Raw genomic sequence first — 23,676 nt, 5'->3', positions numbered from 1 at the left:
GATCCAACGTCATTACGCTGGTCCAGTGTGCTTGCGATTTACAGTTGACTACGCGGGCGGTGATGAATGTTATTCATGGCTACAAAAGCGGCGCCACTATCCGCTAAAAATTACAGACATTCAGGTTTGTGCAGAACAAACTCGCTATGTGAACCACGATAGCACTCGAACGACCTCCAACCCGGCAGGCGAGCATGCGGACTATTTCCTTCAAGTAGAAGTTCGGGAGCTTGTCCGTCATGGCTGCCACCTTCCTCCGCTATCAGCACGTTCCTTCCCACCCGCCAAAGGGCTCCGGCGGATCATGGGCAAGCACTGCGAGTGGGGTGTGGCGCTCATGCCCGGCAAGCATACTGTGCTGGAGGTCCGCCCGCTTCGAGCGTTCCGGCCCGTGCTATCAATGGACCCTGAGTTCTGCGCGCTGAATCTGTATCAGTTGGCCTTGATGGCCACGCTCAGCTACAACCCGTTCGGCCAGGAGCCACCGGGCCATCCTGTGCTGGCCTCTTCGGTCAGTTTTCCCCATGCCCCCTCCGTCGGAAACTGGTTTGGCGAGGCGCTGGCCTGTGGCCAGGAGATCTGGCGCGTTGACTCGTCCCAGCCCAAGGAATACTTCCCGCTGTACGAGGATGTGCCCTACTCACAGCGATGGGAAATCGTGCCATTCGATCCTGACCTCTATCAGGAGAACAGTCCCGATTTGGGTGAAGAGCAGGATAACCCGGCCTCTATTCATTTCCTGGATGACAGGAAGGAGCTAGACGCTACGGACACGCAGGCCTTCATTACCCACAACGCCGATGTGATGATCATCGCGATTCGCGGCACCAGCGAGATGATCCCCGATCTGCTTCGCGATTTTGATGCCCTGCAGGTGCCGTTCGAAGAGGGGAACGGTATGGTTCATCGGGGCTTTTACCTGGCGGCAAAGCGTGCCTCGCTGTTCGTGACAAGCTACCTGGACAAGTTCTACCAATCACAACAGCTCATCATCTGTGGCCACAGCCTAGGCGGTGCAATCGCCTTGCTGCTGGCGCAAATGCTGCGCGTATCCGACAGCCGCTACCCCCTGCAGCTCTACACCTACGGCGCCCCGCGTGCTGGCGACGCCACCTTCACCCGCAGCGCCGCCGACCTGCTGCACCACCGCATCGTCAGCAACAATGACCTCATTCCCAACCTGCCGCTGCCGTGGATGAACACCCGCTACGAGGTGATCGCCGAAGGCGCGATCCTGGCGAAGATCAGCTTCCCGCTAGGCGTGAATAGAATGCACTCAGGCCTGGTCAACCAGGACGGCGAGCCCTACGAGCACCATGGCGACCTGCGCCACTTCATGCCGATCCAGCTCAGTGACCAGGAGGCGTCGGCCATCCTCTGGAGCCCGGGCTGCACCACCATCACCGCGCGAGCTGCCTGCAACCAGTACCTGAGGCAGGTGGACAAGCTGCCCGAGCACCGCTCGTTCAGCCTCAACGATCATTACATGGTCACCAGCTATGTCCCGGCCTGCTGGGCCATGCTGCGCCGCCACCAGCAGGCGCTGGCCAACCGCACGCCGGCGGTGACCGTGCGGGAACTGGAAGTGGTGGAGGACGCGCTGGAGGAGATCAGCAGGCAGTTGCGCGATCGCCGTACCAGGCTAGCGCTGGGCGACCATTACCGGCGCCCTCGTGAAGCCAGTTTGCCGCAGATCGAGCGGGAACTGGAACGCTTGGAGGCCACCCGTGCACGCCTAGGCAGCCTGCGCCACGCCCCGATCAGCGAGGCCGACGTCTACGGCACCCTCGCCGGCCAGCCGCAACTGGCCGAAGCCTTGGCACGGTGGCAGGCGCTGCTCACCAACACCCGTGTCGAGCCCTTGGCCATGGCGCCGGTGGAGCGTGCCTCCAGGGTGCCGGAGATCAAGGTAGTCACCTCCGACGAGATCTTCGCCATGCTCGATGCCCAGAGCGATCCGTCTGACCCTCTGAACTTGATATGAAAAAGGTTCCTCACGGATTACCGGGGACGTCATTCCTGATCTTCAGGAAATGGAGTTCGTTGCCCGGTAACCGTAGGCCATGCGCTTGATCACCTTTCATCCGGTTGTTGATCCCTTGTCGGTTTCCAGCAACCGCACAAGCCTGAATCAAGTGGGGGAGGCTTGCCAGCGATGAGGCCCGTCGAGAGTGTTTGCATTGTTAGTGTTATAACGTAACATTTGCGGCTCTCACCGACCAAGGTCTCCCTCCGTGATCCGCAGAAACCCTTCTGGCCATCTCCCCGAAATCGCCGCCTCGGCCTACATCGACCACACCGCGATCATCTCCGGCAAGGTGATCATCCACGACAACGTGTTCGTCGGCCCCTACGCGGTGATCCGCGCCGACGAGGTGGATGCCAGCGGCGACATGCAGCCGATCGTCATCGGCGCCAACTCCAATATCCAGGATGGCGTGGTGATCCACTCCAAATCCGGCGCCGCAGTGCGCATCGGCGAATTCAGCTCCATTGCCCACCGCTCCATCGTGCACGGCCCGTGCGAGGTCGGCGACCGGGTGTTCATCGGCTTCAACAGCGTGCTGTTCAACTGCAAGGTGGGGGACGGCAGCGTGGTGCGGCACAACTCGGTGGTCGATGGCCGCGACTTGCCGGCGCGTTTCTACGTGCCGCCCACCGAACACATCGGCCCGCACACCGACCTTGCCAGCTACCCGCCGGTGAGCGTTTCGGCCTCGGAGTTCTCCGAGGACGTGGCGCGCACCAACATCGACCTGGTGCAGGGCTACAAGGCCCTGCACAACGAGTTCTGAGCATGGACACGTTGCTGGTACGCAATGCCCGGCTGGTCAACGAGGGGCGTGAGTTCGACGCCGACTTGCTGGTGCGCCACGGCCGCATCGAGCGGATCGACGCAAGCATCGACAACGTGCGCGCAGATCGGGAGATAGACGCCAAGGGCGCCTTCCTGCTGCCGGGGATGATCGACGACCAGGTGCATTTCCGCGAGCCGGGCGCGCCGCACAAAGGCAGCATCGCCAGCGAGTCGCGGGCGGCGGTGGCCGGGGGCATCACCAGTTTCATGGACATGCCCAACACCAGCCCGCCAACCCTGACCCGCGAGGCCCTGGCCGACAAGCGGCGCCGGGCGGCGGCGGGGTCGCAGGCCAACTATGGCTTTCACTTCGGCGTCAGCCGCGACAACCTCGACACCATTGCCGCCCTCGACCCACGTGAGGTGGCCGGGATCAAGGTGTTCATGGGGGCGTCTACCGGCAACCTGCTGGTGGACGACCCGCAGGTGCTGGAAAAACTGTTCGTCTATGCGCCGACCATCGTCCTTGCTCATTGCGAACACACGCCCAGCATCCTCGACAACGAGGCCTGGTGGCGCGACCGACACGGCGAGTTCATCCCGCCGGCCGCGCATCCGCTGATTCGCGATGCCGAGGCCTGCTATCGCTCGTCCAGCCTGGCCGTCGAGCTGGCCCGGCGCTTTGGCACCCGGCTGCACGTGCTGCACCTCACCACCGCGCGGGAGCTGGCGTTGTTCGAGCCCGGCCCGCTGGCCGGCAAGCGCATCACCGCCGAGGTGTGCCTGCACCACCTGCATTTCGACGACAGCGACTACGCCAGCCTCGGCCACCTGATCAAGTGCAACCCGGCGATCAAGACCGCCAGCGATCGCGAGGCGCTGCGCCGGGCGCTGGCCGAGGACCGCATCGACGTGATCGGCACCGACCATGCGCCGCACACGCTGGAGGAAAAGCGCCGAACCTACAGCCGCGCGCCGGCCGGCTTGCCGCTGGTGCAGCACGCGCTACCGGGGAGCGCCTGGCCCGTGGCGAGTACGGCTGGTGCGAGGAAACCGGTGAGCCGATCGGCCTGCGCCGCCTGCTGCTGCGGCCCACCGCCAGCCTGAGCATCGAAGCCAAGGAGCGCCAGGAGCTGCGGGAGCGGCATCTGCGCCACGACGCTTAATCGCTGTTCAGCGCCAGGGCCTGCAGCTGCCAGCGCACCGAGCTGACGCCTTTCTCCAGGCTTACCCGGCTGACCAGGCGTTCCAGCGTGGCGGGCGCCTGCGGGTTGCCCAAGAGTTCGGCACGCACTTCCAGGCGCGCAGGGTCGGCCAGGTCCTCGCTGTGCAGCGACTGCAGGCGCAGGCCTGGGTCGCTGAGGCTGTGCAGCATCAGGCTGCGCACCTGGATCTCGTCCTCGGCGCGGCAGACGATGCGCACTTCGAAACGCTGCTCGACCTCGCTGGCCGGCAACACCTCCTGGCGGTCCAGGCGTTGGGCGATGTCACGCAGCAGGATATTGGCGCACAGCACCACCAGGCTGCCCAACGCGGCCTCCAGCAACAGGCCGAGGCTGCACAGCACCCCGACCGCGGCGGTGCACCAGAGGGTCGCGGCGGTGTTCAGGCCACGTACGTTGAAGCCGTCGCGCATGATCACGCCACCGCCCAGAAAGCCGATGCCCGACACCACATAGGCGGCGATGCGCGAGGCATCGCTGGGGCTCATGCCCGGCACGGCCTGGGTCATCAGCACGAACAGGCAGGCGCCGGTGCTGACCAGCGCGTTGGTGCGCAGGCCGGTCAGGCGCTGACGCAGTTGCCGCTCGGCGCCGATCAGCGCGCCGAGTACCAGGGCCACGCTCACGCGCAGCAGAAAGATTTTCCAATCCATAGCGAACCTCGTTCCACAGGCCTTGGCCCATGCAGGCGCCGCTTGCACAGCGGCGCGGTTGAAAACGGTGAATGCGCAGGACCACGGGCCGGCACGCCAACGAAGTGGCGGGGCGGGGGAAGAGGAGGAGGGGTAGGCCGTCTGAGACCTGAGAAAACCACCGTCTACCGAGTGCGGCGAGACAGTGGCAGGGACACTGCCGGACTAGCTCGCCATGTGGGCCTGTCGCAAGCGACTGGGGCTACTGTCCAATGCAGGGGTCTCCTGTGCGGGGGATGCTTGAATGCGCGGCGGACCTTACGCCCTGAGCCTGGCAGGGTCAAGGCTGGGCGCATGACATTTGTGTTACGGCGGGCGCGTGCAGGTGGGCGGCCTTCATGGAACAGCGGCGCTGGGCAGTGGTACCCTTGCGGCTTTCGTTGCCAACCCTTGGACCCTCCCATGCTGTTCAATCTCGCCGTGCTGTTCGGCACCCTGGTGGCCATGGAGGGCGTCGGCACGCTGGCCCACAAGTACGTCATGCATGGCTGGGGCTGGTGGCTGCACCGCTCGCACCATGAACCGCAGCTGGGCATGCTGGAAACCAATGACCTGTATCTTGTCGCCCTGGGCTTGATCGCCACGGCGCTGGTGGCACTGGGCAAGGCCGGGCACGCGCCTTTGCAGTGGGTGGGCGGCGGCGTGGCGGGGTATGGCATGGCCTACGTGCTGGCCCATGACGGCTTTTTTCACCGGCACTGGCCACGGGCGCCGAAGCCGGTCAACCGTTACCTCAAGCGCCTGCATCGGGCGCATCAGTTGCACCATGCGGTGAAAGGCCGCCAGGGCAGTGTGTCGTTCGGGTTCTTCTATGCGCCGCCGTTGCGGGTTTTGAAACAGCAGCTCAAACGGCGTCGGGGCTGACTTATCGGGGGGGGGGGGGGGGGCCCCCCCCCCTCCCCCCCCCCCCCCCCCGCGATGGGGGATGTCCCCCCCCCGCACACACCCTCCCAAGCGGGCAAGCCCGCTCCCACGTTGCAGCCACTGAACTTGAGCGTGGGAGCGGGCTTGCCCCGCGATGGGCTCAGTTCGCAGGTTGGCCAGCTGCCTTCTCCACCCCATGGCCCCGGCTCACCCACCAGCCAAAGGCCCCTGCGGTAAAGAACATGATCAGGCTGTAGATCGCCGCTGGCACTGCCATGGTCGCGTTGTTCAAAAGTGAAGGGCTCAGTGCCAGGGCAATGGCCAGGGTGCCGTTGTGGATGCCGATCTCCATGCCGATGGCGATCGCCTGACGTTTCGGGATGCTCAGCAGCCGTGGCAGCCAGTAACCCACCCCCAGGCTGAGCACGTTGAACAGCAGCGCGGCGCCACCCACGATCGGTGCGTACTCGACCACCGTCTGCCAGTCCTTGGCCAGCGCCAGGACGATGGTGAAGGCCAGGAACAGCGCCGCCACCAGCTTCATCGGTTTTTCCATGCGCGCGGCAAAGCGCGGCCCCCAGTGGCGAATCAGCATGCCCAGTGCCACCGGCAGCAGGACGATGGCGAACACCTGCATCACCTTGGCGAATTGCAGCGGGATGGCCTGGTCCGACTCCATGAACCAGATCAGCGACAGGTTGACCAGCAGCGGCATGGTGAGGATGGCGATCAGCGAGTTCACGGCCGTGAGGGTGATGTTCAGGGCCACGTCGCCATGGGCCAGGTGGCTGAACAGGTTGGCTGTGGTACCGCCAGGGGAGGCGGCCAGCAGCATCAGGCCCACTGCGAGCGCCGACTCCAGGCCAAAGCCGTTGGCGATCAGGAAGCACACCAGGGGCAGCAGCAGGATCTGGCAGGCCAGGCCGATGACCACGGGTTTGGGGTATTTCACCACCCGGGCAAAATCGGCCAGGGTCAGCGACAGCCCTAGGCCGAGCATGATGATGCCCAGAGCCAGGGGCAGGATTGCGGTGAGCAGCGGCGAGGCGGTCATGGGTGGTCTCTCGGGCGAAGGATCTCGAGCAGTCTAGGTGGCGGCTGAACGATAGCTAATCGCAAAGAGCCATACTTGGTAACCATTTATTACCAAAGCCACGGACCCAGCGGCCCTGCGTCGCGTTGCGATGCTGCGCCTGGCGCAGTAGCATCTGCGTTTTGCCGAAGGATTAGCCTGTCATGCCGTTCCAGCAAGGTCTGCTTGCCACCCCGGTGCCGGCCCATGCCCGCCACCTGTTCTTCGCCCTCGATTGCCATGAGGCCTTGCCCACCGTGCTCGACCAGCTGATCGCCGAAGTCGATGGGCAGAGCCTGATCCTGTGCGTCGGCGCGCCGCTGGCCAAGGCCCTGGGCCGCGAAGTGCCGGGCCTGCGCAGCTTCCCGCAACTGGACGCCGTGGTGGAGAACCCGGCGACCCAGCACGCGCTGTGGTTGTGGCTGCGCGGCGAGGAGCGTGGCGAGCTGTTCCTGCGGGCCCAGGCGCTGCAAGCGATGCTGGCACCGGCGCTGCGCCTGGTCGATAGCGTCGATGGTTTCCTGCACCGCGGCGGGCATGACCTGACGGGGTACGAGGACGGTACGGAAAACCCGGTGGACCAGGACGCGGTCGATGCCGCCATCGTTCCAGGTGACGTACCTGGCCTGGCCGGCTCCAGCTTTGCCGCGTTCCAGTTGTGGAAGCATGACCTGAACTACTTCAAGGCGCTGCCGCAGGATGAGCAGGACAACATCATCGGGCGGCGCCTGAGCGACAACGAGGAGCTCGATGACGCGCCGGAGTCGGCGCACGTCAAGCGTACGGCCCAGGAGAGCTTCGAGCCCGAGGCGTTTGTCGTGCGGCGTTCGGTGGCTTGGGCCGATGAGCGTGGGGCGGGGCTGGCGTTTGTTGCGCTGGGGTACTCGCTGGATGCGTTCGAGGTGCAGCTGCGGCGTATGAGTGGGCTGGAGGATGGGGTGGTTGATGGGCTTTACCGCTTCAGCCGGCCTTTGAGTGGCGGGTATTACTGGTGTCCGCCGATGGGTGAGGCGGGGGCTGATTTACGGGTGTTGTTGGGGTGAGTTTTTGCTGGCTCTGGGGGCGTTTTTTGGGGCCTTCGGAGCTATAAGCAGGGGCCTTTGCGAGCTTTCGAAGATGGTTGAGTGAAGGTCCCAGGTGCTCGCCGATGGTTTTGCAGCGCCCTCAAGATCGAGCGCCGCCCGCGCGGCGCATCGCGGGACAAGCCCGCTCCCACAGTTTGTTTCGGGCCAATGAGACCTGTGAAAGTACCGCTGCCCGCCTTGGTGCATGCCTTGAGTCATGTGAAGCAGCGTTAGCGACCATGCCAGAACCGCGTCGTACCAACAAAGCGGACCAGGTAATGGCACAGGACAGACTGGCCCGAAACAAATGTGGGAGCGGGCTTGTCCCGCGATGCGCCGCGCGGGCGGCGCTCGATCTCAAGAGCGCTGCAAGGCTTGCGCCTGGCACTTGTCCGCCCTCACGCTCAAAACGGCACAGCCACCGTCAACTGGCTATACACATTGGTCCCACTCCCCACCTGATTCCCCCCATTGCTCTCATCCTTGCGCGGCTTGAACAACCCCACCAGCGGCGTAACGATCAGGTGCTCATTCACCGCCCACTCCACATACACGTCCAGCTCCTGAGCATCGAGATCGAGCGTGTCCCGCGTTCGCACCGTATTGAAGTCAAAGAACAACGCCCCGACCGTGACGTTGTCCCGCGGCGTGGCCTTGAGCCCGATGTGGTGAATCCCGCTATTGGTATTGAACGGCCCGGCATAGTTGCCCGCCACTTCACCCTGTATCCAGGTGCCATAACCACTGGAAAGCCCGGTAAACAGCAAGTCCCAGCCCGACGAATAACGCGTGTAGCGGTAGGTCAGTTGCGGCGCCCAGGGCGCCTCGGCGAAGGTGTAGCCCGCCTCGGCGTACCAGGCCGTTTCATGGCCGCCGCGCTTGTCCTGCCAGGCGTACTCAAAGGCAAGGCGGGTGTTCTCAAGCCCGGCACTGCCTTCGCCACGCAAGCTGTAAACGTCCATGCCTTCGCGGGCCTTCTGGAACTCGCTGGCCCATTGGTCGGCAACGTCGATCCCGTGGATGTAGGTCAAACCCAGGGTGCCGAGTTCATTGGTGTAGTCCAGGGTCCCGGCAGCCAACTCGGTCTCGGCCTGCGCGCGGTTGTCGGACTTCAACCACAGCACACTGCCATGCAGCCCCTCGTTACCTCCCAGGCGCAACATGGCCGTGCGATCAAACGCGTGACGGGCCCCCAGGTAGAAGCCACCACCGCGGTTGAGCTGGCCATCGGCCGGGCCCTTGCCGAGGTTGGGGCCGTCGTCGTTGATCAGGAAACCGTTGCCCAGCTTGATCACCTGGCGGCCACCGGAGACATTCACGCCATCCTTGCCCAGCAGCGGGAACAGGTCGCCCGAGCGCCAGCCCAGGTAGGCATCCTCGATCTTGGTGGTGCGTTCGCTGCCATCCTGGTTGCCGCCGGCATCGCCATCGCCCCAGGCGCCGGAACTGACCCAGTTCAACGCGCCATACAGGCTGCCATTGCCGGCCAGGCCCTGGTCGCCGCTCAGGCCGTACTTGATGAACCCTTCGCGCCAGGTCGAGCCGCCGGGGGTGCCGTCGTAGTTGTGGCGGCTGTTGAACATGCCCCACACCGCCAGCATATCGGCATTCAGGTGGGTGTCGTCGTCGGCATACAGCTCGTAGGCCGAGCTGGCCTGGCCGTTGACCAGCAGCGCCAGGGCGGTGGCCAGCGCGGTGCGACGTGGAGTGAGACGCATGGATCGTTCCTCGTTTGTTGTGTGCGGTCTTGAGTGCCGCGTTGTTGTGGAGGCAGAGGTGTCTGAAGCGACGGACCATTAGCGCGTGGATCGCCGGGGCGGGTCTTGCCCGTGGCTGCCAGCCCACTTGCACGTCGCCGCCAGGGCGGCTCAGGAGCTGGCCAGGGTTTCGGGCAGGGTGGCGCCGCCATCGACGATCAGGGTCTGGCCGGTGATGTAGGCCGCCGCGTCCGAGGCGAGGAACAGCATCGCCGCCGCGATATCGCTGGGTTCGCCCAAGCGGCCGAGGGGCACCCCGGCCGCGATCCGCGCATTGAGGGCCGGGTCGCCGAGGTTGCCCATGGCCGGGGTGCGCACCATGCCCGGCTCGACGCCATTGACCCGCACGTTCAGGGGGGCCAGCTCCAGCGCGGCATTGCGGATGAAGCCATTGACCCCGGCCTTGGACGCGGCGTAATGGCTCAGGCCTGGGTAGGCCACCCGCGGGCCGGTCACCGATGACGTGGCCAGCACGCAGCCGCCGCCCTGGCGACGGAACAACGGCAGCGCCGCCTGGGTCAGCCAGAACAGCGCGCCCAGGTTGACCGCCAGCGTGCGTTGCAGCAGAGCCGGGGTGATGTCGGTGAAGGGGGTGAGCGGAAAATACGCCGCGTTGTGTACCAGCACGTCCAGGCGTTCCAGGCCGGCCAGCAGGGTTGCGATTGCCTGTTCGTCAGCGAGGTCCACGGCCAGCCCCTCCACCTCATGGCCCAGGGCGAGCTGCACCTTGACCACCTGGCGCAGCGCCGCCGGGTCGAGGTCCACTGCAATCACCCGCGCTCCAGCACGGGCAAACCCCTCGACGATGGCCTGGCCGATGCCACCCGCAGCACCGGTCACCAGCACCGTGCACTCTTGAAAATCGTGACGGGCGCTCATGGCTGTGGCGCCAGGCGGGTGTAGGGCAGGGTGGGCACATCGACCACGGTCGCGCCGCCGTCGGCGGTGAGTACTGCGCCGGTGACGATGCTCGCCGCCGGGCTGACCAGGAACTCGCACACGGCGGCGATCTCGTCGCTGCTGGCCGGGCGACGCAGCGGCACGTCGGCCGTGACCCTGCGATAGGCCGCGTCTAGGTCTTCCTGGTGGTGGGCCATCAGCACCTGCATTTCCTCATCGGCCATGGGCGTGCGCACCCAGCCTGGGCATACACAGTTCACCCGTACGCCGGCCGGGCCGTAGTCGCGGGCCAGCGAACGGCTCAGGCCGACCAGCGCGTGCTTGGCCGTGGTGTAGCCGCACACCTCGGGCCCGGCAGCCAAGGACGCGATGGAACCCAGCAGCACCAGGCTGCCGCGCCGCCGCATCAGCAGCGGCAGGCAGGCGCGGGCGGTGTGGAAGGCGCTGTCGAGGTTGCTGCGCAGTGCCGCCTGCCAGGCTTCGTCACTGGTCTCGGTGGCCCGACCAAGGCCATGGCCGCCGGCGCAGGCGATCACGGCATCCAGGCCGCCGAAACGCGCGTCCAGTTGTTCGATGAAGCCGCGCCAGGTGGCGCCGTCGGCCGCATCACCCGCCAACACCAGGCCGCCGGTGGTTTGGGCTACGCGCTCCAGCGCCTCGCGGCGACGGCCCACCAGCGCCACCTGCCAGCCCTGGGCTGCCAGGCGCAGGGCGCAGGCCTCACCGATGCCGCTGCCGGCCCCGGTGATCAGCACGCTGCGGCTCACTGCGGGTACTCCGTACGGTTGAGCACCCGGCAATACGACGACACCGGGAAGTTGGCCAGGGCATCGAAGCTGCCGCCCTCGTAGCCGAAGATCTTGCCGTCGCTGCGGTGCTGCTGCAGGTCGATCATCACCAGGCCCAGGGTCGGCACGATCTTCTCGCACCAGACGAACAGGTACAGCTGTTCGGCGATCTTGTAGTAATGGGCACGGTCGGTGTCGCACAGCCCCTGCTCGACACCCTTCAGGCACTGCCAGCTGTAGTAGTCGGGGTTGAGGTAGATGTGCTCGTACTCCTCGGTCGGGCTGTAGCGGTAGTGATTGCGCAGGCCCACCAGCTCGCGGGTCGGCGCGTGTGGGCAGGCACCATCCTGCCAGGGGCGGTCTAGGGTGCCGTGCAGGAATGTGGCCTCGACGCCGGTCAGCGCCTCACCGGCCAGGGCCAGGTCGTACAGGCCACGCTGGGTGCGGGCCTGGCCCGGCAAGCGGCCAAGTACGGCTGTGAAGGATTGGCTGAGGGTGTCGAGCACCAGCGATACCGACCAGGCCTGGCCGCCTTCGTGTTTGATGAAATCCACCAGGTAGATGCCGTCGCGCACCGAGGTGGCGCGGTAGCTGGCCGAGCCCTGGCTATGGCCGTCGGCGGCGTGCCAGTGCAGTTGATCGGTATCGAAACGGTGCTCGATCAGCCAGCCATTGGCGAAGTGCAGGCTGAGGCTGCGCCCGCTCAGGTCGGCGCGTTGCGGCAGGATGAAGGCTTGCGGGGCGAAGCCCTCGGCAAGGGCGCCTACGGTGATCCAGTCGGAGGGTTTGGACATGTGCGTGACTCCTGGGGTTTAGGTGCCCACAGGGTGCAACGCGGCGCGGCGGCCCGGTATCAACCGGAAGGTTGAGTCACAGAAACAGCAACGCCACCAGCTCGGTGCGGTTGCTCACCCCGAGCTTGCGGAACAGGTTGATCAGGTGGGTCTTGACGGTGGGCAATCCGACCTCCAGCGCCCGTGCGATCAGCTTGTTGCTGTGGCCTTGGCGCAGCAGTTCGGCGATCTGCCGTTCGCGGGGGGTGAGTTCGACCGCTGCCGGCCTTGGCGCCAAGGGCTGGCTGGCCACCGCCAGTTGCATCAGCCCGTGCAAGGGCAGCAGGCGCTGCAGCTCGTCGGGGCGAAACTCGCCCTGGCTTGCGCAGCGCAACAGCGACACCCCGGCCAGCGGCCGGCCGCCGACCTGGGCGATGATCTCCACCACATCCACCACCTGGTGCCGGGCCAGAAAGCCCCGGTAGGTGTTGCCCTGGGCTTCGGGCAACTGGGCCAGGCCCTGGCGCAGCGATACCACCGGCGTGCCGATTGCCAGGCAGCGCGCCGGTTGCAGCGGGTCGTAGGCGCGGTAGTGCTGCAAGTAGCGCGCATGCATGGGCGCCTGCAGGTCCTGCAACAGGAAATCGCAGGCCTGCTGCCCGGCATCGATGCGGTAGAACGCCGCCAGCGCCGCCGGTACCTGCTGGCTGAACGCCTGCAGGCAGTATCGGCCCAGGTTGTCGTGCAGGTTCAATAGCGGATCATCACGGACTTGAGCTCGGTGAAGTCGTCGATGAACGCCGAGCCGAACTCACGGCCAATGCCGGAGGCCTTGATGCCGCCAAAGGGCACCGCCGGGTCGAGCAGGGTGTGCATGTTCACCCAGAGCGTGCCGGCCTGAATCTCCGGGATCAGGCGCATGGCCTTGCCCAGGTCGTTGCTCCACAGGCTGGCGGAAAGGCCGTAGGGCGTGGCGTTCATCAGGTGCAGCAGTTGCTCTTCGTCGTCATATGGCAGGAAGGTCGCCACCGGGCCGAAGGTTTCCTGGTTGAGCAGGGTGTCGGCGGCACTGTTGGCGAGGATCACCGTAGGCTCGACAAAGCAGCCCGGGCCGTCGCCGATACGCCCGCCGTGGATGATCTGGCTGCCTTCGGCGCGGGCGGTGGCGAACAGCTCGGCCAGCTTCAGCTGGTGCGGCTTGTTGGCGACCGGGCCGAACTGGGTGCTCTCGTCCAGCGGCGAGCCGGTTTTCAGCTGCCCCAAACGGTGCGACAGCGCTTCGAGCATCGGCTCGATCCGCGAGCGATGGACAAAGAAGCGCTCACCCGCCGCGCAGATCTGCCCGGAATGTAGAAAGCCCGCCTCGATGATGCCGTCCACCGCCTTGTCGATGCCGACATCGGGCAGGAACGCCACCGAGTTCTTGCCGCCCAGCTCCAGGGTTGCGCGGGTCAGCTTGGCGCCCATGGCCGCCTGGCCGACGGCGATGCCGGTGGGCACGGAGCCGGTGAACGACACCTTGTCGGTGCCCGGGTGCTCGACCAGCGCCTTGCCCACCAGGCCGCCGCCGGTCAGCACGTTGAGCGCGCCCGCTGGCAGGCCCGCATCGGTGGCCAGTTCAGCGATACGCAGCAGGGTCAGCGGGGTGAACTCGCTGGGCTTGAGCACGATGCTGCAGCCGGTGGTCAGGGCCGAGGCGAGCTTCCAGATGGCGATCATGGTGGCGAAGTTCCACGGCACGATCCCCACCACCACGCCGATCGGCTCGCGCAGGGTGAAGGCGCTGTAGCGCTCGCCGGCGAAAGAGGGCAGCGACGGGGTGATGGTCTGGCCGGTGATCTTGGTCGCCCAGCCGGCGTAGTAGCGCAAGAAGTGCGCGGCCTGTTCCACTTCGAAGGCACGGGCGATGTTGATCAGCTTGCCCGATTGCAGGGTTTCCAGCTGGGCCAGCTCTTCGCGGTTGGCTTCGAGCAGGTCCGCCAGCTTGAACAGCACCGCGGCGCGGGCGGCGGGGCTGGTGCGCGACCAGGCGTTGAAGCCTTGGCGGGCGGAGTCGACGGCCTGCTCGACATCGGCCTGGCAGGCGTCGGCCACTTCGGCGATGGCCTCGCCATTGGCCGGGTTGACCACCTTGATCCTGGCGCTCGACTGGCTGGCGATGGCCTGGCCGTGGATGTACAGGCCGTGGTGGCGGGCGAGGAACGCGGTAACGCTGGGGAGGAGGGGGATGTCGCTCATGCTTTGGGCTCCGCAAGACAGTGTTCAATCGCGGGGCAAGCCCGCTCCCACGCAACCCCGTTTGCAACTTGGGCGACTGGCGTGGGAGCGGGCTTGCCCCGCGATAGGGACGTATTCATATCCCGAGCCTAACGCCTGCGTACTCGGTGTTCTTGCCTACCCCTGCCACCCCCATGACCCTGCCTGCCAGCCACAAAGCCACCCCATGAAAAATACAATCCGAGGTGCGGAAGTTGCATTTTCCACCGCACCCCAGGCTCCCATACTGACCCGGCATTCATCAGCGAGCCGCCACCACCAGGCAGCGCTCGCCAGGGTCCAATAACAATGAGCCAGACCATGAAAAAGCCAAATTCCCTGCTCGAAGACCTCAAGCCCCTGCTGCCGGCCATCGCCGCCCGCGCCGACCAGGCCGAGCGCGAGCGTACCGTGCCCGCCGAAAACATTGCCCTGCTCAAAGGCATCGGCCTGCACCAGGCCTTCCTGCCCAAGCCCTATGGCGGCCTGGAAATCAGCCTGCCGCAGTTCGCCGAATGCATCGCCGCCCTGGCCGGCGCCTGCGCCAGCACCGCCTGGGCCATGAGCCTGCTGTGCACCCACAGCCACCAACTGGCGATGTTCCCCAAGCAACTGCAGGACGAAGTCTGGGGCGACAACCCGCACGCCACCGCCAGCAGCAGCATCGCCCCGTTCGGTCGCACCGAAGAGGTCGAGGGCGGCGTGCTGTTCAGCGGCGAGATGGGCTGGAGCAGCGGCTGTGATCATGCCGAGTGGGCGATCATGGGCTTTCGCCGCGCCAACCCGCAGGGTGGCCAGGACTACTGCTTCGCCGTGCTGCCGCGCAGCGACTACCAGATCCGCGACGACTGGTTCGCCGCCGGCATGCGTGCCAGTGGCAGCCGCACGCTGGTGGTCGAGCGCGCCTTCGTGCCCGAGCACCGCATCCAGAGGGCCAAGGACATGATGGAGGGCACCTCGGCGGGCTTCGGCCTGTACCCGGACAGCGCGATCTACTTCAACCCGTACCGCCCGTACTTCGCCAGTGGCTTCTCCACCGTCAGCCTGGGCATCGCCGAGCGCATGCTCGAAGCCTTCAAGGACAAGACCCGCAACCGCGTGCGGGCCTACACCGGCGCGGCGGTCGGCGCGGCCACCCCGGCACTGATGCGCCTGGCCGAGTCGACCCACCAGGTCGCCGCGGCCCGTGCGCTGCTGGAAAAAAGCTGGGAGCAGATCGCCGATTTCAGCGCACGCCACCAATACCCGACCCGTACCGAGCTGGCCTACTGGCGCACCAACCAGGGCTATGCGGTCAAGCTGTGCATCCAGGCCGTGGACCGGCTGATGGAAGCCGCCGGTGGCGGCGCCTGGTTCGACAGCAGCGAGATGCAGCGGCTGTTCCGCGATGCGCACATGACCGGTGCCCATGCCTACACCGACTACGACGTCTGCGCGCAGATCCTCGGCCGTGAGCTGATGGGGCTGGAGCCGGATCCGGCGATGACCTGAGCAAGTCATCGCGGGGGGGGGGGGGAGCTGGCCACTTCCCCCCAACGGGGAGGGGTTGCTAGCCCGCTCCCACACTTTCACCCCGTGGGAGCGGGCTTGCCCCGCGATGAGGCCGCAACCGCCCTACACAAGAACAATCCTGGAGCCTTGCATGTCCACCCCCTTCGATACCCGTGCCTTCCGCCGCGCCCTGGGCAACTTCGCCACCGGCGTTACCGTGATCACCGCCGCCGACGCCTCCGGCAACAAGGTCGGCGTCACGGCCAACAGCTTCAACTCGGTATCCCTCGATCCGCCGCTGATTCTCTGGAGCATCGACAAACGCTCCAGCAGCCACGCCGTGTTCGACGCCGCCGAGCACTTCGCCGTCAACGTGCTGGCCGCTGACCAGATCGACCTGTCCAATACCTTCGCCCGCCCCAGTGACGACCGCTTTGCCGGTATCGATTACCAGGCAGGCGAGGGCGGCGCGCCCTTGCTGCCCGACTGCGCGGCGCGCTTTCGCTGCCAGAAGTTCCAGCAATTGGACGGCGGCGACCACTGGATCCTGGTCGGCAAGGTGCTGGCCTTCGATGACCTCGGCCGCTCACCGCTGCTGTACCACCAGGGCGCCTACTCCATGGTCCTGCCGCATACGCGGATGACCCGTCGCGCAGAAGGCGCGCCGGCCAGCAGCCATTTCCAGGGCCGTTTGCAGCACAACCTGTACTACCTGATGACCCAGGCCCTGCGCGCCTACCAGGCCAGCTACCAGCCGCGCCAACTGGCCACCGGCCTGCGCACCAGCGAGGCACGCATGCTGATGGTGCTGGAACACGACGCCGGGCTGGCCCAGGCCGAACTGCTGGGCGAAGTGGCGATGCCCGAACGTGAGGTGAGCGAGGCCATCGCCAACCTGACCCGCAAGGGCCTGGTCACCGACGACAACGGCCGGGTATGCCTGACCGAGGCCGGGCGCATCGAGACCGAAGGGCTGTGGAGCATTGCCAAGGCCCAGCAGGACCAGGTGTTCGGCCAGTTCAGCGAGGAACAGCTTCAGACCTTCAAGACCGTGCTCAAGGCGATCATCAGCCGCTGAACCCTGGCAGCCAAGGTCAAGCCAACGGCAGGCCGGCGCAAGACGGCGGCCGCCGACTTGGGTTGAACTCGCGCTTTTGTTCGATGGTTCAAGGGGGCGTGAATGCTGTTTCGCAATGAACGTTGGGTGGCCACGCTGGCCGAGGCGCTGACCCGCTTTGGCCGCGGCGAGATTGCCGAAAGCCTGGTGGAGGTGCGCCGCCACCCGCCCTTGTTGCAGGCCCTGCAAACGCTGGAGCAGCAGCGCCAAGGCCAGGCGCGGGAGCTGCAAGCGCAGGCACAAGAGCTGCAGTTGTTGGGCGAAACGCTGGCCAGCCAGCAACGGATGAACGCGCAGCAGCAAGCGGCACACCAGCAGTTGCAGGGCGAATGCGCGCTGTTGCGTGAACAACTGGATCAACAGCTGCAGGCCAGCGAAGGGCACCAGCGCCAGGCGCATTTCTGGAACCTGCTGCAAACCACCCTGACCGAAGGCACCTGGGACATCGAGGTCGCGCAGGGCGACGTGCACCATCCGCACAGTCGCATGCGCCTGTCCGATGCCTTTCGCGCGGTGATGGGCTACGGCCCGAAGGAGCTGGCCGATGGCTGGGATGCCCAGGTCGGCATTACCCACCCTGACGACCTGGCGCAGATCATGGCCATCTTCGAGCGCGAGATCCTGGGCGTGCATGCCAGCGGGGAATACGTGTTCGAGTACCGCATGCATCACAAGCAGCGCGGCTACATCTGGTGCCGCGAACGCGGCCGTGCGGTGCGTGACTCGCAGGGGGTGCTGGTGCGCGTGCTGGGTGCTGTGCGCGATATCAGCGACGAGCGCAATGCCCAGGCCAGCCACCAGCAGTTGCAGGCGCACAACGAGGCCACCTATGCCCGGATCGCCACCGCCGTGGGGGTGATCCGCAGCATTGCCGAACAGACCAACCTGCTGGCCCTGAACGCGGCCATCGAGGCCGCCAGGGCCGGGGAGGTGGGGCGTGGCTTCTCGGTGGTGGCCGACGAAGTGAAGAAACTCGCCGAAAGCACCCGCCAGGCCACCCAGCAGATCCAGGCGATGTTGCAGGGCTGAACTGGCAGCCAGCAACAAGCAAGGCGGCAGGCAGTGGCAAGACCGCTGTGGCGGGGAAAGTCAAAGTGATCGGGTAGTGGTGTCGAGCCCATCGCGGGGGGGGGGGGGAGATAAAAAAACAAAGGAGGGGAGGGGGGGGACAGACTGTGGATGACAAATTGGCCCCCGCCGTGGGCCGCCCTCTTCCCAAGAAGCGGGGGGGGTTGTTCCCCCCCCGCGATGGATGCCAGACATCCACCAGGCACCCTCGGCGATCGCCAGCACTTGCGGCGCGCCCGGCAAGCCGTCATCTTTCCCTCGTCCAGCCAGGGCCCACCCCATGACAATCAACAATAAGCTCACCGAGCACCTCAACCGCGGCAGCGTCGGTTTCCCCACCGCGCTGGCCAGCACCGTCGGCCTGATCATGGCCAGCCCCGTGATCCTCACCGCCACCATGGGCTTTGGCATCGGCGGCAGCGCCTTCGCCGTGGCCATGGTGATTGCGGCAGTGATGATGCTCGCGCAGTCGACCACCTTCGCCGAAGCGGCGGCGATCCTGCCGACCACCGGCTCCGTGTACGACTACATCAACTGCGGCCTGGGCCGCTTCTTCGCCATCACCGGCACCTTGTCGGCCTACCTGATCGTGCATGTGTTCGCCGGCACCGCCGAGACCATCCTTTCGGGGGTGATGGCGCTGGTGAACTTCGAGCACCTCAATACCCTTGCTGAATCCGCCGGTGGCTCCTGGCTGCTGGGGGTGGGCTTCGTCCTGGCGTTCAGTGTGCTCAACGCCTTTGGCGTGAGTGCCTTCGGCCGCGCCGAAGTGGTGCTGACCTTCGGCATGTGGACCACGCTGATGGTGTTCGGCGTGCTCGGCCTGCTGGCGGCGCCGGCGGTGCAGCTGGAAGGGCCGTTCGGCGTATCGATGGTCGGCACCGACCTGATGACCATCCTCTCGCTGGTGGGCATGGCCATGTTCATGTTCGTCGGCTGCGAGTTCGTCACCCCGCTGGCCCCGGAGCTGCGCCGTTCGGCCTGGGTGATGCCCAAGGCCATGGCCCTGGGCCTGTTCGGCGTGGCCAGTTGCATGTTCATCTACGGCGCGGCGATGAAGCGCCAGGTGGAGAACGTGCTGCTCGACGCCGCCAGCGGCGTGCACCTGCTGGATACACCCATGGCTATCCCGCGTTTCGCCGAGCAGGTGATGGGCGATATCGGCCCGGTGTGGCTGGGCATCGGCTTCCTGTTCGCCGGCGCGGCCACCATCAACACACTGATGGCCGGGGTGCCGCGGATTCTCTACGGCATGGCCGTGGATGGGGCGCTGCCCAAGGTGTTCACCTACCTGCACCCGCGCTTCAAGACGCCGCTGCTGTGCATCCTGGTCGTGGCGCTGATCCCGTGCCTGCACGCCTGGTACCTGGGCGGCAACACCGACAACATCCTGCACCTGGTGCTGGCGGCGGTGTGCGCCTGGAGCACGGCCTACCTGCTGGTGACGCTGTCGGTGGTGATCCTGCGCATTCGCCGCCCGGACCTGCCGCGCGCCTATCGCTCGCCGCTGTTCCCGCTGCCGCAGATTGTCTCCAGCATCGGCATCTTGCTGGGCATGTGGTTCATCACCCCGCCGGGCATGAACCCTGCCGATGTGTATGTGCCGTTTGCCGTGATGCTGGGCGCTACGGCGGCCTACGCGTTGTTCTGGACCTTCTGCGTGCAGAAGGTCAACCCGTTCCAGCCGGCGCGGGTCGAGGATGTGCTGGAGAAAGAGTTCGGCGCCGAACCTGGCCACTTCCACAGCGAGCAGGTGCAGCATGTCGGCAAGCTGGCTTGAACGCCTGACCGGCCCCCGCGCCCCGGCCGGCTACCGGCCGGGGGCGACCCTGGCGCGGCTGCAGCGCAACCTCGGTTTGACGGAGTTGCAATCCGGGGCAGCTCTGCTCACCTTTACCTACCGGCAGGATGGCCCGGTGGTCGAGGTGCGCGAACGCACCGAAAGCCACCTGCTGATGCACCTGGTGATGTGCGAGTTCCGCCTAAGTGTGCCTGCCTCGGGGCAGGGCACGGTGCAGCTGGACATGCATCACCGCGGGGCATTGCGCCGTACGGGCCTGGCCTGTCGGCAGCGGGGTGGTGACAAGGCTTTGTTCGACCTGCTGCAGGCGCGTATCAGCGACGACAGTGCCTTGCAGGCAGCACTGATGCCGCTGGACTTCAAGCGCCTGAGCATTGGCTGCGAGGGTGGCCAGTGGCAGGTCACCCTGGAGCATATGGGGGCCAGTGAAGTGGTCAACCGGGTGCCCGCATTCCGCCGCTATATCCCGCTCAGCGCTGATCAGCGTGGGCATCTCTGGCAGGCCTTCGAGGCGCTGCAGCGTATCCTTCGGGAGTTTTGAAAGCAGGGGCGCTGTGCGCCCCTATCGGGGGGGGGGGGGGGGGGGGGGGAGGGGGAAGGGGAACGCACAAAAACGGGAGAAGGAAGCAGCGAAGACTCCCCTCCCCCCCCCCCCCCCCCAACCCCCCCCCCCCCCCCCCCTTCCTCCCCCCCCCCCCCCCCCGATAGGGCTGCAAAGCAGCCCCAGCACTCTCAACCCATGCGCAACCCCAGACCCCTTGGCATAAAACCTGCTCTCTACACCGGTCAACAGATGACAGTTGTGCGTCAATGGATAACATGTTAACAATTGGCCCATAACAACAATGCCCGCGTGTGGAGGTTGCCATGCCCCAGCCCGTTTCCCACTGCAGCACCCAGCCCGAAGCCGACGGCCTGGACCGTTGGACCGCCGCCATGCAGCAAGTGTGCGGCCGTTTCCAGACCGAACTTGCGTTCAACCGAGCGCTGTTCATCGGCGAAATCGCCACCTTCAATCGCGCAGGCCTGGCCCTGGCCAACCTGCGCACCAATGCCGGCAATATCCGCCGTTTCGGCGACAACCCCGACCGCGACGACGACCAGCACTGTTTCCTGGTCAGCCAGCGCATGGGCTATTCGCGGATCACCCAGGGCGGGGTGAGCTTGCAATTGTCACCCGGCGATCTGCTGTTGATGGACTCGGTCGGCCCTTGCGAGATCACGCCGTTCGGGTTGATCGAGCACGTCTCGCTGTCGCTGTCCCGCGAGCAGGTGCGCAAGCACGTGACCGGGCAAGGCGCCGCCTTTGGCAAGATCTCCTCGACCAACGCCTGCGGGCGCATGCTGCATTTGCTGATGGACCAGTTGTGCCGCGAAGAGGAAGACGCAGGCGGTGCGCAAGGCGATGCCCTGCAGTCGGCATTCATTTCCCTGCTGGAGCCCGGTTTCGAGCGTGGCGAGCACAATGCCGCCGCGCTGGGCGGCGTGGCTGGCAGCAACCTGCGCGGTTATGTGCAGAAGGTCATCGACGAGTCGCTGGGCCAGCCCGGCCTGACGCCGGCCAACCTGGCCGAGCGCCTGAGCATTTCGGTGCGGCATCTGTACCGAGTGTTCGAGGAGGAGGGTGACAGTGTCTGCCGGTATATCCAGCGTTCACGGCTCAAGCGTAGTGCCGATGACCTGTCCAACCCGTTCCTCAAGCGCGAGTCGATCACCTCGATCGCGTTCAAGTGGGGGTTCACCGATTCGGCGCATTTCAGCCGGGCGTTCAAGAAGCAGTTCGAGCAGTCGCCGAAGGACTTCCGGGCCATGGCCCTGATGGCGGGGCGTTAGGGTAAAAAAGATCGCGGGGCAAGCCCGCTCCCACGCCACAATCAACGTTTGGCGTGGGAGCGGGCTTGCCCCGCGATGGCTCGATCAGGCTACCGCAAGGTAATGCTTGACGAAGGTCTCGCTCAACACTTCCCACAACACCGGCGTGCCCTTGGTCACGAACCAGGCATCACCTGCCTTGTAACGGGTCACCTGCCCGGTGGACTCATCAGTCAGCTGGATCTCCCCGGTCACGATCACGGCCTGTTCACTGAACGGGTAGACCATGCGGAACTTGCCCTGGGTGGTACCAAAGTAAGCGCTGCTGACCGGGTCGGTCGGCGCGCCGTGGGTCATCTTGCCGTAGCACTTGACCTCGCCTTCGAGAATGGTCGAACCCAGGTCGGCAACAGTGCCCCAGGCATCGAGTTCGGACAGTTGCACACCCTGGCGGACGGCGGTAAGGGTCATGGTGGTTCTCCTGGTCAGTTCAAAAAGGCTCAACGGCGGCCGTTGAAGAAGCCCGACAGCTGATGCACGGTCTTGCCGGCGGTCAGCAGCAGTGGGCGAATGTGGTCCTTGCCGAGGATGCGCGCGTGCTTGACCGAGCTGATCAGGTCGTAGCGGCTGGAGCCTTCGCTCATGCCTTCGGCGAGGATCTTGCAAATGATGTGGCTGGGGGTGACGCCAAAGCCCGAATAGCCCTGCACGTAGAAGGCGTTGGGGCGGTTGCTCAGGGTGCCGAGCTGCGGGAACAGGTTGGCGCTGGTGGCCATCGGGCCGCCCCAGGCGAGGTCGATGCGCACGTCCTTGAGGTACGGGAAGATCTTTAGCATCAGGTTGCGGTTCCACGCCTTGAGGTCTTTCGGGATGTGCTCCACGAAAGGCGTGGCGGCGCCGAACAGCAGGCGGTTCTCGCGGGTGACGCGGTAGTAGTCGATCACCGGGCGGATATCGCTGTAGGCGCCGCGGATCGGGCTGATGCGCTGGATCAGTTCATCCGATAGCGGTTCGGTCATCAGCTGGAAGGCGTAGGTGTTGACGGTGCGGGCGTGCAGCTCGGGTTCGAGCTTGTTGAGGAAGCTGTCGCAGGCCCACAGCAGTTTGCTGGCCTTGACCGAGCCACGGCCGGTGCGCACGCTGATGCGCTCACCGTAGTGCACTTCCAGCGCCGGGCTGTGCTCGAAGATCCGTGCGCCATGGCCCACCAGGGCCTGGGCTTCGCCGAGCAGCAGGTTGAGCGAATGCACGTGGCCGCCGCCCATGTGCAGCAGGGCGCTGCTGTAGGCGTCGGAGCCGATGATCTGCTTGACCTCGGAGCCGCCCAGGAAGCGGATCTCGTCCTTGCCGTTGATCGCCTTGAAGTCTTTCTCCCAGGCGCGCAGGGTCTTTTCCTGGCGGGCGTTGAAGCCCATGTAGCCGTAACCGTGGCAGAAGTCGGCGTCGATGGCGTAGCGGGCGATGCGGTCCTTGATGATGCCGGCGCCCAGTTCGCTGATCTCGAAGATCTCGCGCAGGCCCTGTTCGCCGACGCTGCTCTTGATCTTTTCCAGGTCGTGGCCGATGCCGGCCATGATCTGCCCGCCGTTGCGCCCCGTGCCGCCGAAGCCCAGGTAGCGGGCTTCGAGCACGACGACATTGGTGATGCCTTTTTCGGCCAGCTCCAGGGCCGTGTTGATGCCCGAGAAGCCACCGCCGATCACTACCACATCGGCTTCGATGTCGGCTTCGAGGGTGGGGAAGCTGAGGTTGTATTTTTTGGTCGCGGTGTAATAGGTGGGCGTTTCGATGTTGATCATGGCGCAGCCTGGACAGTTGGAATTGTTAGGAAGCAGGGCTTGCACAAGCGCTGGCTGTGGCAGCTATTGGGCACCTAACGAGCGGTAGGTGTCTTGCCTGAGTGTGCCAGGGATTTGATTCTGTGTGACGGGGGGATGTGGTGGGCTTGAGACCGTATGTCGCCCGCGATGTGTATGCCGAAAGGGTTGTAGCGCCTATGAGATCGAGCGCCGCCCGCGCGGCGCATCGCGGGGCAAGCCCGCTCCCACATTTGTTTCGGGCCAGTCTTTCCTGTGCCATCACCTGGTCCGCCTTGTTGGTACGACGCGGTTCTGGCGTGGTCGCTAACGCTGCTTCACCTGACTCAAGACATGCACCAAGGCGGGCAGCGGTACTTTCACAGGACTCATTGGCCCGAAACA

General features: G+C 65.6%; 19 protein-coding genes and 4 pseudogenes. 13 read left to right on the top strand and 10 right to left on the bottom strand.

Translation table 11 applies throughout. The features are described 5' to 3' along the window. Window positions 1–400 precede the first annotated feature (400 nt). The 4 genes and pseudogenes from ACO6VM_RS04965 to ACO6VM_RS04950 form a co-directional block, all read left to right on the top strand. Entirely contained in the window at window positions 401–1,984 is a 1,584-nt protein-coding gene (locus ACO6VM_RS04965; RefSeq protein ID WP_422402842.1) for a lipase family protein, read from the top strand. Window positions 1,985–2,234: 250 nt separating this feature from the next. Further along, entirely contained in the window at window positions 2,235–2,795 is a 561-nt protein-coding gene (locus ACO6VM_RS04960; RefSeq protein WP_422402841.1) for a carbonate dehydratase, read from the top strand. Between the two features lie 2 nt (window positions 2,796–2,797). Next, window positions 2,798–3,808: pseudogene (locus ACO6VM_RS04955) on the top strand (dihydroorotase); the annotation flags it as partial. Window positions 3,809–3,810: 2 nt separating this feature from the next. Continuing rightward, a pseudogene (locus ACO6VM_RS04950) lies at window positions 3,811–3,963 on the top strand (TraR/DksA C4-type zinc finger protein); the annotation flags it as partial. Here the strand turns inward: ACO6VM_RS04950 and ACO6VM_RS04945 are convergent. After that, window positions 3,960–4,673 carry an MgtC/SapB family protein gene (locus ACO6VM_RS04945; RefSeq protein ID WP_422402840.1) on the bottom strand — a complete coding sequence of 238 codons (714 nt, stop codon included), beginning with the start codon at window positions 4,671–4,673 and terminating at the stop codon, window positions 3,960–3,962. The pseudogene ACO6VM_RS04950 and the gene ACO6VM_RS04945 sit on opposite strands and share 4 nt — an antisense overlap. 441 nt (window positions 4,674–5,114) lie before the next feature. On the opposite strand from ACO6VM_RS04945, the gene ACO6VM_RS04940 reads away from it, so the two are divergent. After that, entirely contained in the window at window positions 5,115–5,576 is a 462-nt protein-coding gene (locus tag ACO6VM_RS04940; protein ID WP_422402839.1) for a sterol desaturase family protein, read from the top strand. 160 nt (window positions 5,577–5,736) lie between these two features. On the opposite strand, the gene ACO6VM_RS04935 is transcribed toward ACO6VM_RS04940, so the two are convergent. After that, window positions 5,737–6,630, bottom strand: coding sequence for a bile acid:sodium symporter family protein (locus ACO6VM_RS04935; protein ID WP_401057316.1), 894 nt, complete (start codon window positions 6,628–6,630; stop codon window positions 5,737–5,739). A 182-nt stretch (window positions 6,631–6,812) separates the two neighbouring features. Here ACO6VM_RS04935 and ACO6VM_RS04930 point away from each other — a divergent pair, with 182 nt between their 5' ends. After that, window positions 6,813–7,691, top strand: a complete 879-nt coding sequence (locus ACO6VM_RS04930) for a Dyp-type peroxidase (protein WP_125464003.1) — start codon at window positions 6,813–6,815, stop codon at window positions 7,689–7,691. Window positions 7,692–8,116: 425 nt separating this feature from the next. Here ACO6VM_RS04930 and ACO6VM_RS04925 read toward each other — a convergent pair whose 3' ends face one another. From ACO6VM_RS04925 to ACO6VM_RS04900, 6 genes are all read right to left on the bottom strand, one after another. After that, the gene (locus ACO6VM_RS04925) at window positions 8,117–9,430 is read right to left on the bottom strand and encodes a hypothetical protein (protein WP_422402838.1); all 1,314 of its coding nucleotides are present in this window, start codon (window positions 9,428–9,430) and stop codon (window positions 8,117–8,119) included. 150 nt (window positions 9,431–9,580) lie between these two features. Continuing rightward, entirely contained in the window at window positions 9,581–10,348 is a 768-nt protein-coding gene (locus tag ACO6VM_RS04920; protein ID WP_422402837.1) for an SDR family oxidoreductase, read from the bottom strand. Continuing rightward, window positions 10,345–11,136 (bottom strand): SDR family NAD(P)-dependent oxidoreductase, encoded by a 792-nt coding sequence (locus ACO6VM_RS04915; protein WP_422402836.1) that lies wholly within the window; start codon window positions 11,134–11,136, stop codon window positions 10,345–10,347. Before ACO6VM_RS04915 ends, ACO6VM_RS04920 begins: the two co-directional genes overlap by 4 nt. After that, window positions 11,133–11,951, bottom strand: a complete 819-nt coding sequence (locus ACO6VM_RS04910; RefSeq protein ID WP_422402835.1) for a molybdenum cofactor biosynthesis F family protein — start codon at window positions 11,949–11,951, stop codon at window positions 11,133–11,135. The genes ACO6VM_RS04915 and ACO6VM_RS04910 overlap by 4 nt, the downstream gene beginning before the upstream one ends. A 76-nt stretch (window positions 11,952–12,027) precedes the next feature. Then, window positions 12,028–12,684 carry a helix-turn-helix transcriptional regulator gene (locus ACO6VM_RS04905; protein ID WP_401057311.1) on the bottom strand — a complete coding sequence of 219 codons (657 nt, stop codon included), beginning with the start codon at window positions 12,682–12,684 and terminating at the stop codon, window positions 12,028–12,030. Then, entirely contained in the window at window positions 12,681–14,168 is a 1,488-nt protein-coding gene (locus ACO6VM_RS04900) for an aldehyde dehydrogenase family protein (RefSeq protein WP_347149403.1), read from the bottom strand. Before ACO6VM_RS04900 ends, ACO6VM_RS04905 begins: the two co-directional genes overlap by 4 nt. A gap of 339 nt (window positions 14,169–14,507) precedes the next feature. On the opposite strand from ACO6VM_RS04900, the gene ACO6VM_RS04895 reads away from it, so the two are divergent. The 7 genes and pseudogenes from ACO6VM_RS04895 (at window position 14,508) to feaR (ending at window position 21,496) form a co-directional block, all read left to right on the top strand. Continuing rightward, window positions 14,508–15,677, top strand: coding sequence for a p-hydroxyphenylacetate 3-hydroxylase oxygenase component (locus tag ACO6VM_RS04895; RefSeq protein WP_401057310.1), 1,170 nt, complete (start codon window positions 14,508–14,510; stop codon window positions 15,675–15,677). A gap of 151 nt (window positions 15,678–15,828) precedes the next feature. Next, on the top strand, window positions 15,829–16,755 hold the full coding sequence (locus tag ACO6VM_RS04890; RefSeq protein ID WP_125464010.1) for a p-hydroxyphenylacetate 3-hydroxylase reductase component: 927 nt from the start codon (window positions 15,829–15,831) through the stop codon (window positions 16,753–16,755). Window positions 16,756–16,857: 102 nt separating this feature from the next. Then, window positions 16,858–17,526: pseudogene (locus ACO6VM_RS04885) on the top strand (PAS domain-containing protein); the annotation flags it as partial. A gap of 54 nt (window positions 17,527–17,580) precedes the next feature. Then, a pseudogene (locus ACO6VM_RS04880) lies at window positions 17,581–17,814 on the top strand (methyl-accepting chemotaxis protein); the annotation flags it as partial. 328 nt (window positions 17,815–18,142) lie between these two features. Next, window positions 18,143–19,642 carry an APC family permease gene (locus tag ACO6VM_RS04875; RefSeq protein ID WP_422402834.1) on the top strand — a complete coding sequence of 500 codons (1,500 nt, stop codon included), beginning with the start codon at window positions 18,143–18,145 and terminating at the stop codon, window positions 19,640–19,642. Next, window positions 19,623–20,204 carry a DUF3156 family protein gene (locus tag ACO6VM_RS04870; protein WP_422402833.1) on the top strand — a complete coding sequence of 194 codons (582 nt, stop codon included), beginning with the start codon at window positions 19,623–19,625 and terminating at the stop codon, window positions 20,202–20,204. Before ACO6VM_RS04875 ends, ACO6VM_RS04870 begins: the two co-directional genes overlap by 20 nt. 326 nt (window positions 20,205–20,530) lie before the next feature. Further along, the gene (feaR, locus tag ACO6VM_RS04865; RefSeq protein ID WP_401057307.1) at window positions 20,531–21,496 is read left to right on the top strand and encodes a transcriptional regulator FeaR; all 966 of its coding nucleotides are present in this window, start codon (window positions 20,531–20,533) and stop codon (window positions 21,494–21,496) included. A gap of 84 nt (window positions 21,497–21,580) precedes the next feature. Here feaR and ACO6VM_RS04860 read toward each other — a convergent pair whose 3' ends face one another. Then, on the bottom strand, window positions 21,581–21,946 hold the full coding sequence (locus ACO6VM_RS04860) for a cupin domain-containing protein (protein ID WP_011534256.1): 366 nt from the start codon (window positions 21,944–21,946) through the stop codon (window positions 21,581–21,583). 29 nt (window positions 21,947–21,975) lie between these two features. Beyond that, window positions 21,976–23,274, bottom strand: coding sequence for an NAD(P)/FAD-dependent oxidoreductase (locus tag ACO6VM_RS04855; RefSeq protein ID WP_422402832.1), 1,299 nt, complete (start codon window positions 23,272–23,274; stop codon window positions 21,976–21,978). Between the last annotated feature and the right edge of the window lie 402 nt (window positions 23,275–23,676).

The sequence above is a fragment of the Pseudomonas sp. GZD-209 genome (assembly GCF_049310485.1).
Lineage (GTDB): Bacteria > Pseudomonadota > Gammaproteobacteria > Pseudomonadales > Pseudomonadaceae > Aquipseudomonas > Aquipseudomonas sichuanensis.
The sequence above is the reverse complement of the archived record's forward strand: the minus strand, read 5'-3'. Positions and strand labels throughout refer to the sequence as shown.

Bases quoted from the DNA above. Each gene is read 5' to 3' on its own strand.
- ACO6VM_RS04855 (WP_422402832.1), bottom strand. From the start codon at position 23,274: ATGATCAACATCGAAACGCCCACCTATTACACCGCGACCAAAAAATAC.
- ACO6VM_RS04930 (WP_125464003.1), top strand. From the start codon at position 6,813: ATGCCGTTCCAGCAAGGTCTGCTTGCCACCCCGGTGCCGGCCCATGCC.
- ACO6VM_RS04945 (WP_422402840.1), bottom strand. From the start codon at position 4,673: ATGGATTGGAAAATCTTTCTGCTGCGCGTGAGCGTGGCCCTGGTACTC.
- ACO6VM_RS04935 (WP_401057316.1), bottom strand. From the start codon at position 6,630: ATGACCGCCTCGCCGCTGCTCACCGCAATCCTGCCCCTGGCTCTGGGC.
- ACO6VM_RS04895 (WP_401057310.1), top strand. From the start codon at position 14,508: ATGAAAAAGCCAAATTCCCTGCTCGAAGACCTCAAGCCCCTGCTGCCG.
- ACO6VM_RS04875 (WP_422402834.1), top strand. From the start codon at position 18,143: ATGACAATCAACAATAAGCTCACCGAGCACCTCAACCGCGGCAGCGTC.
- ACO6VM_RS04870 (WP_422402833.1), top strand. From the start codon at position 19,623: ATGTCGGCAAGCTGGCTTGAACGCCTGACCGGCCCCCGCGCCCCGGCC.
- ACO6VM_RS04860 (WP_011534256.1), bottom strand. From the start codon at position 21,946: ATGACCCTTACCGCCGTCCGCCAGGGTGTGCAACTGTCCGAACTCGAT.
- ACO6VM_RS04900 (WP_347149403.1), bottom strand. From the start codon at position 14,168: ATGAGCGACATCCCCCTCCTCCCCAGCGTTACCGCGTTCCTCGCCCGC.
- ACO6VM_RS04940 (WP_422402839.1), top strand. From the start codon at position 5,115: ATGCTGTTCAATCTCGCCGTGCTGTTCGGCACCCTGGTGGCCATGGAG.
- ACO6VM_RS04910 (WP_422402835.1), bottom strand. From the start codon at position 11,951: ATGTCCAAACCCTCCGACTGGATCACCGTAGGCGCCCTTGCCGAGGGC.
- feaR (WP_401057307.1), top strand. From the start codon at position 20,531: ATGCCCCAGCCCGTTTCCCACTGCAGCACCCAGCCCGAAGCCGACGGC.
- ACO6VM_RS04890 (WP_125464010.1), top strand. From the start codon at position 15,829: ATGTCCACCCCCTTCGATACCCGTGCCTTCCGCCGCGCCCTGGGCAAC.
- ACO6VM_RS04965 (WP_422402842.1), top strand. From the start codon at position 401: ATGGACCCTGAGTTCTGCGCGCTGAATCTGTATCAGTTGGCCTTGATG.
- ACO6VM_RS04920 (WP_422402837.1), bottom strand. From the start codon at position 10,348: ATGAGCGCCCGTCACGATTTTCAAGAGTGCACGGTGCTGGTGACCGGT.
- ACO6VM_RS04925 (WP_422402838.1), bottom strand. From the start codon at position 9,430: ATGCGTCTCACTCCACGTCGCACCGCGCTGGCCACCGCCCTGGCGCTG.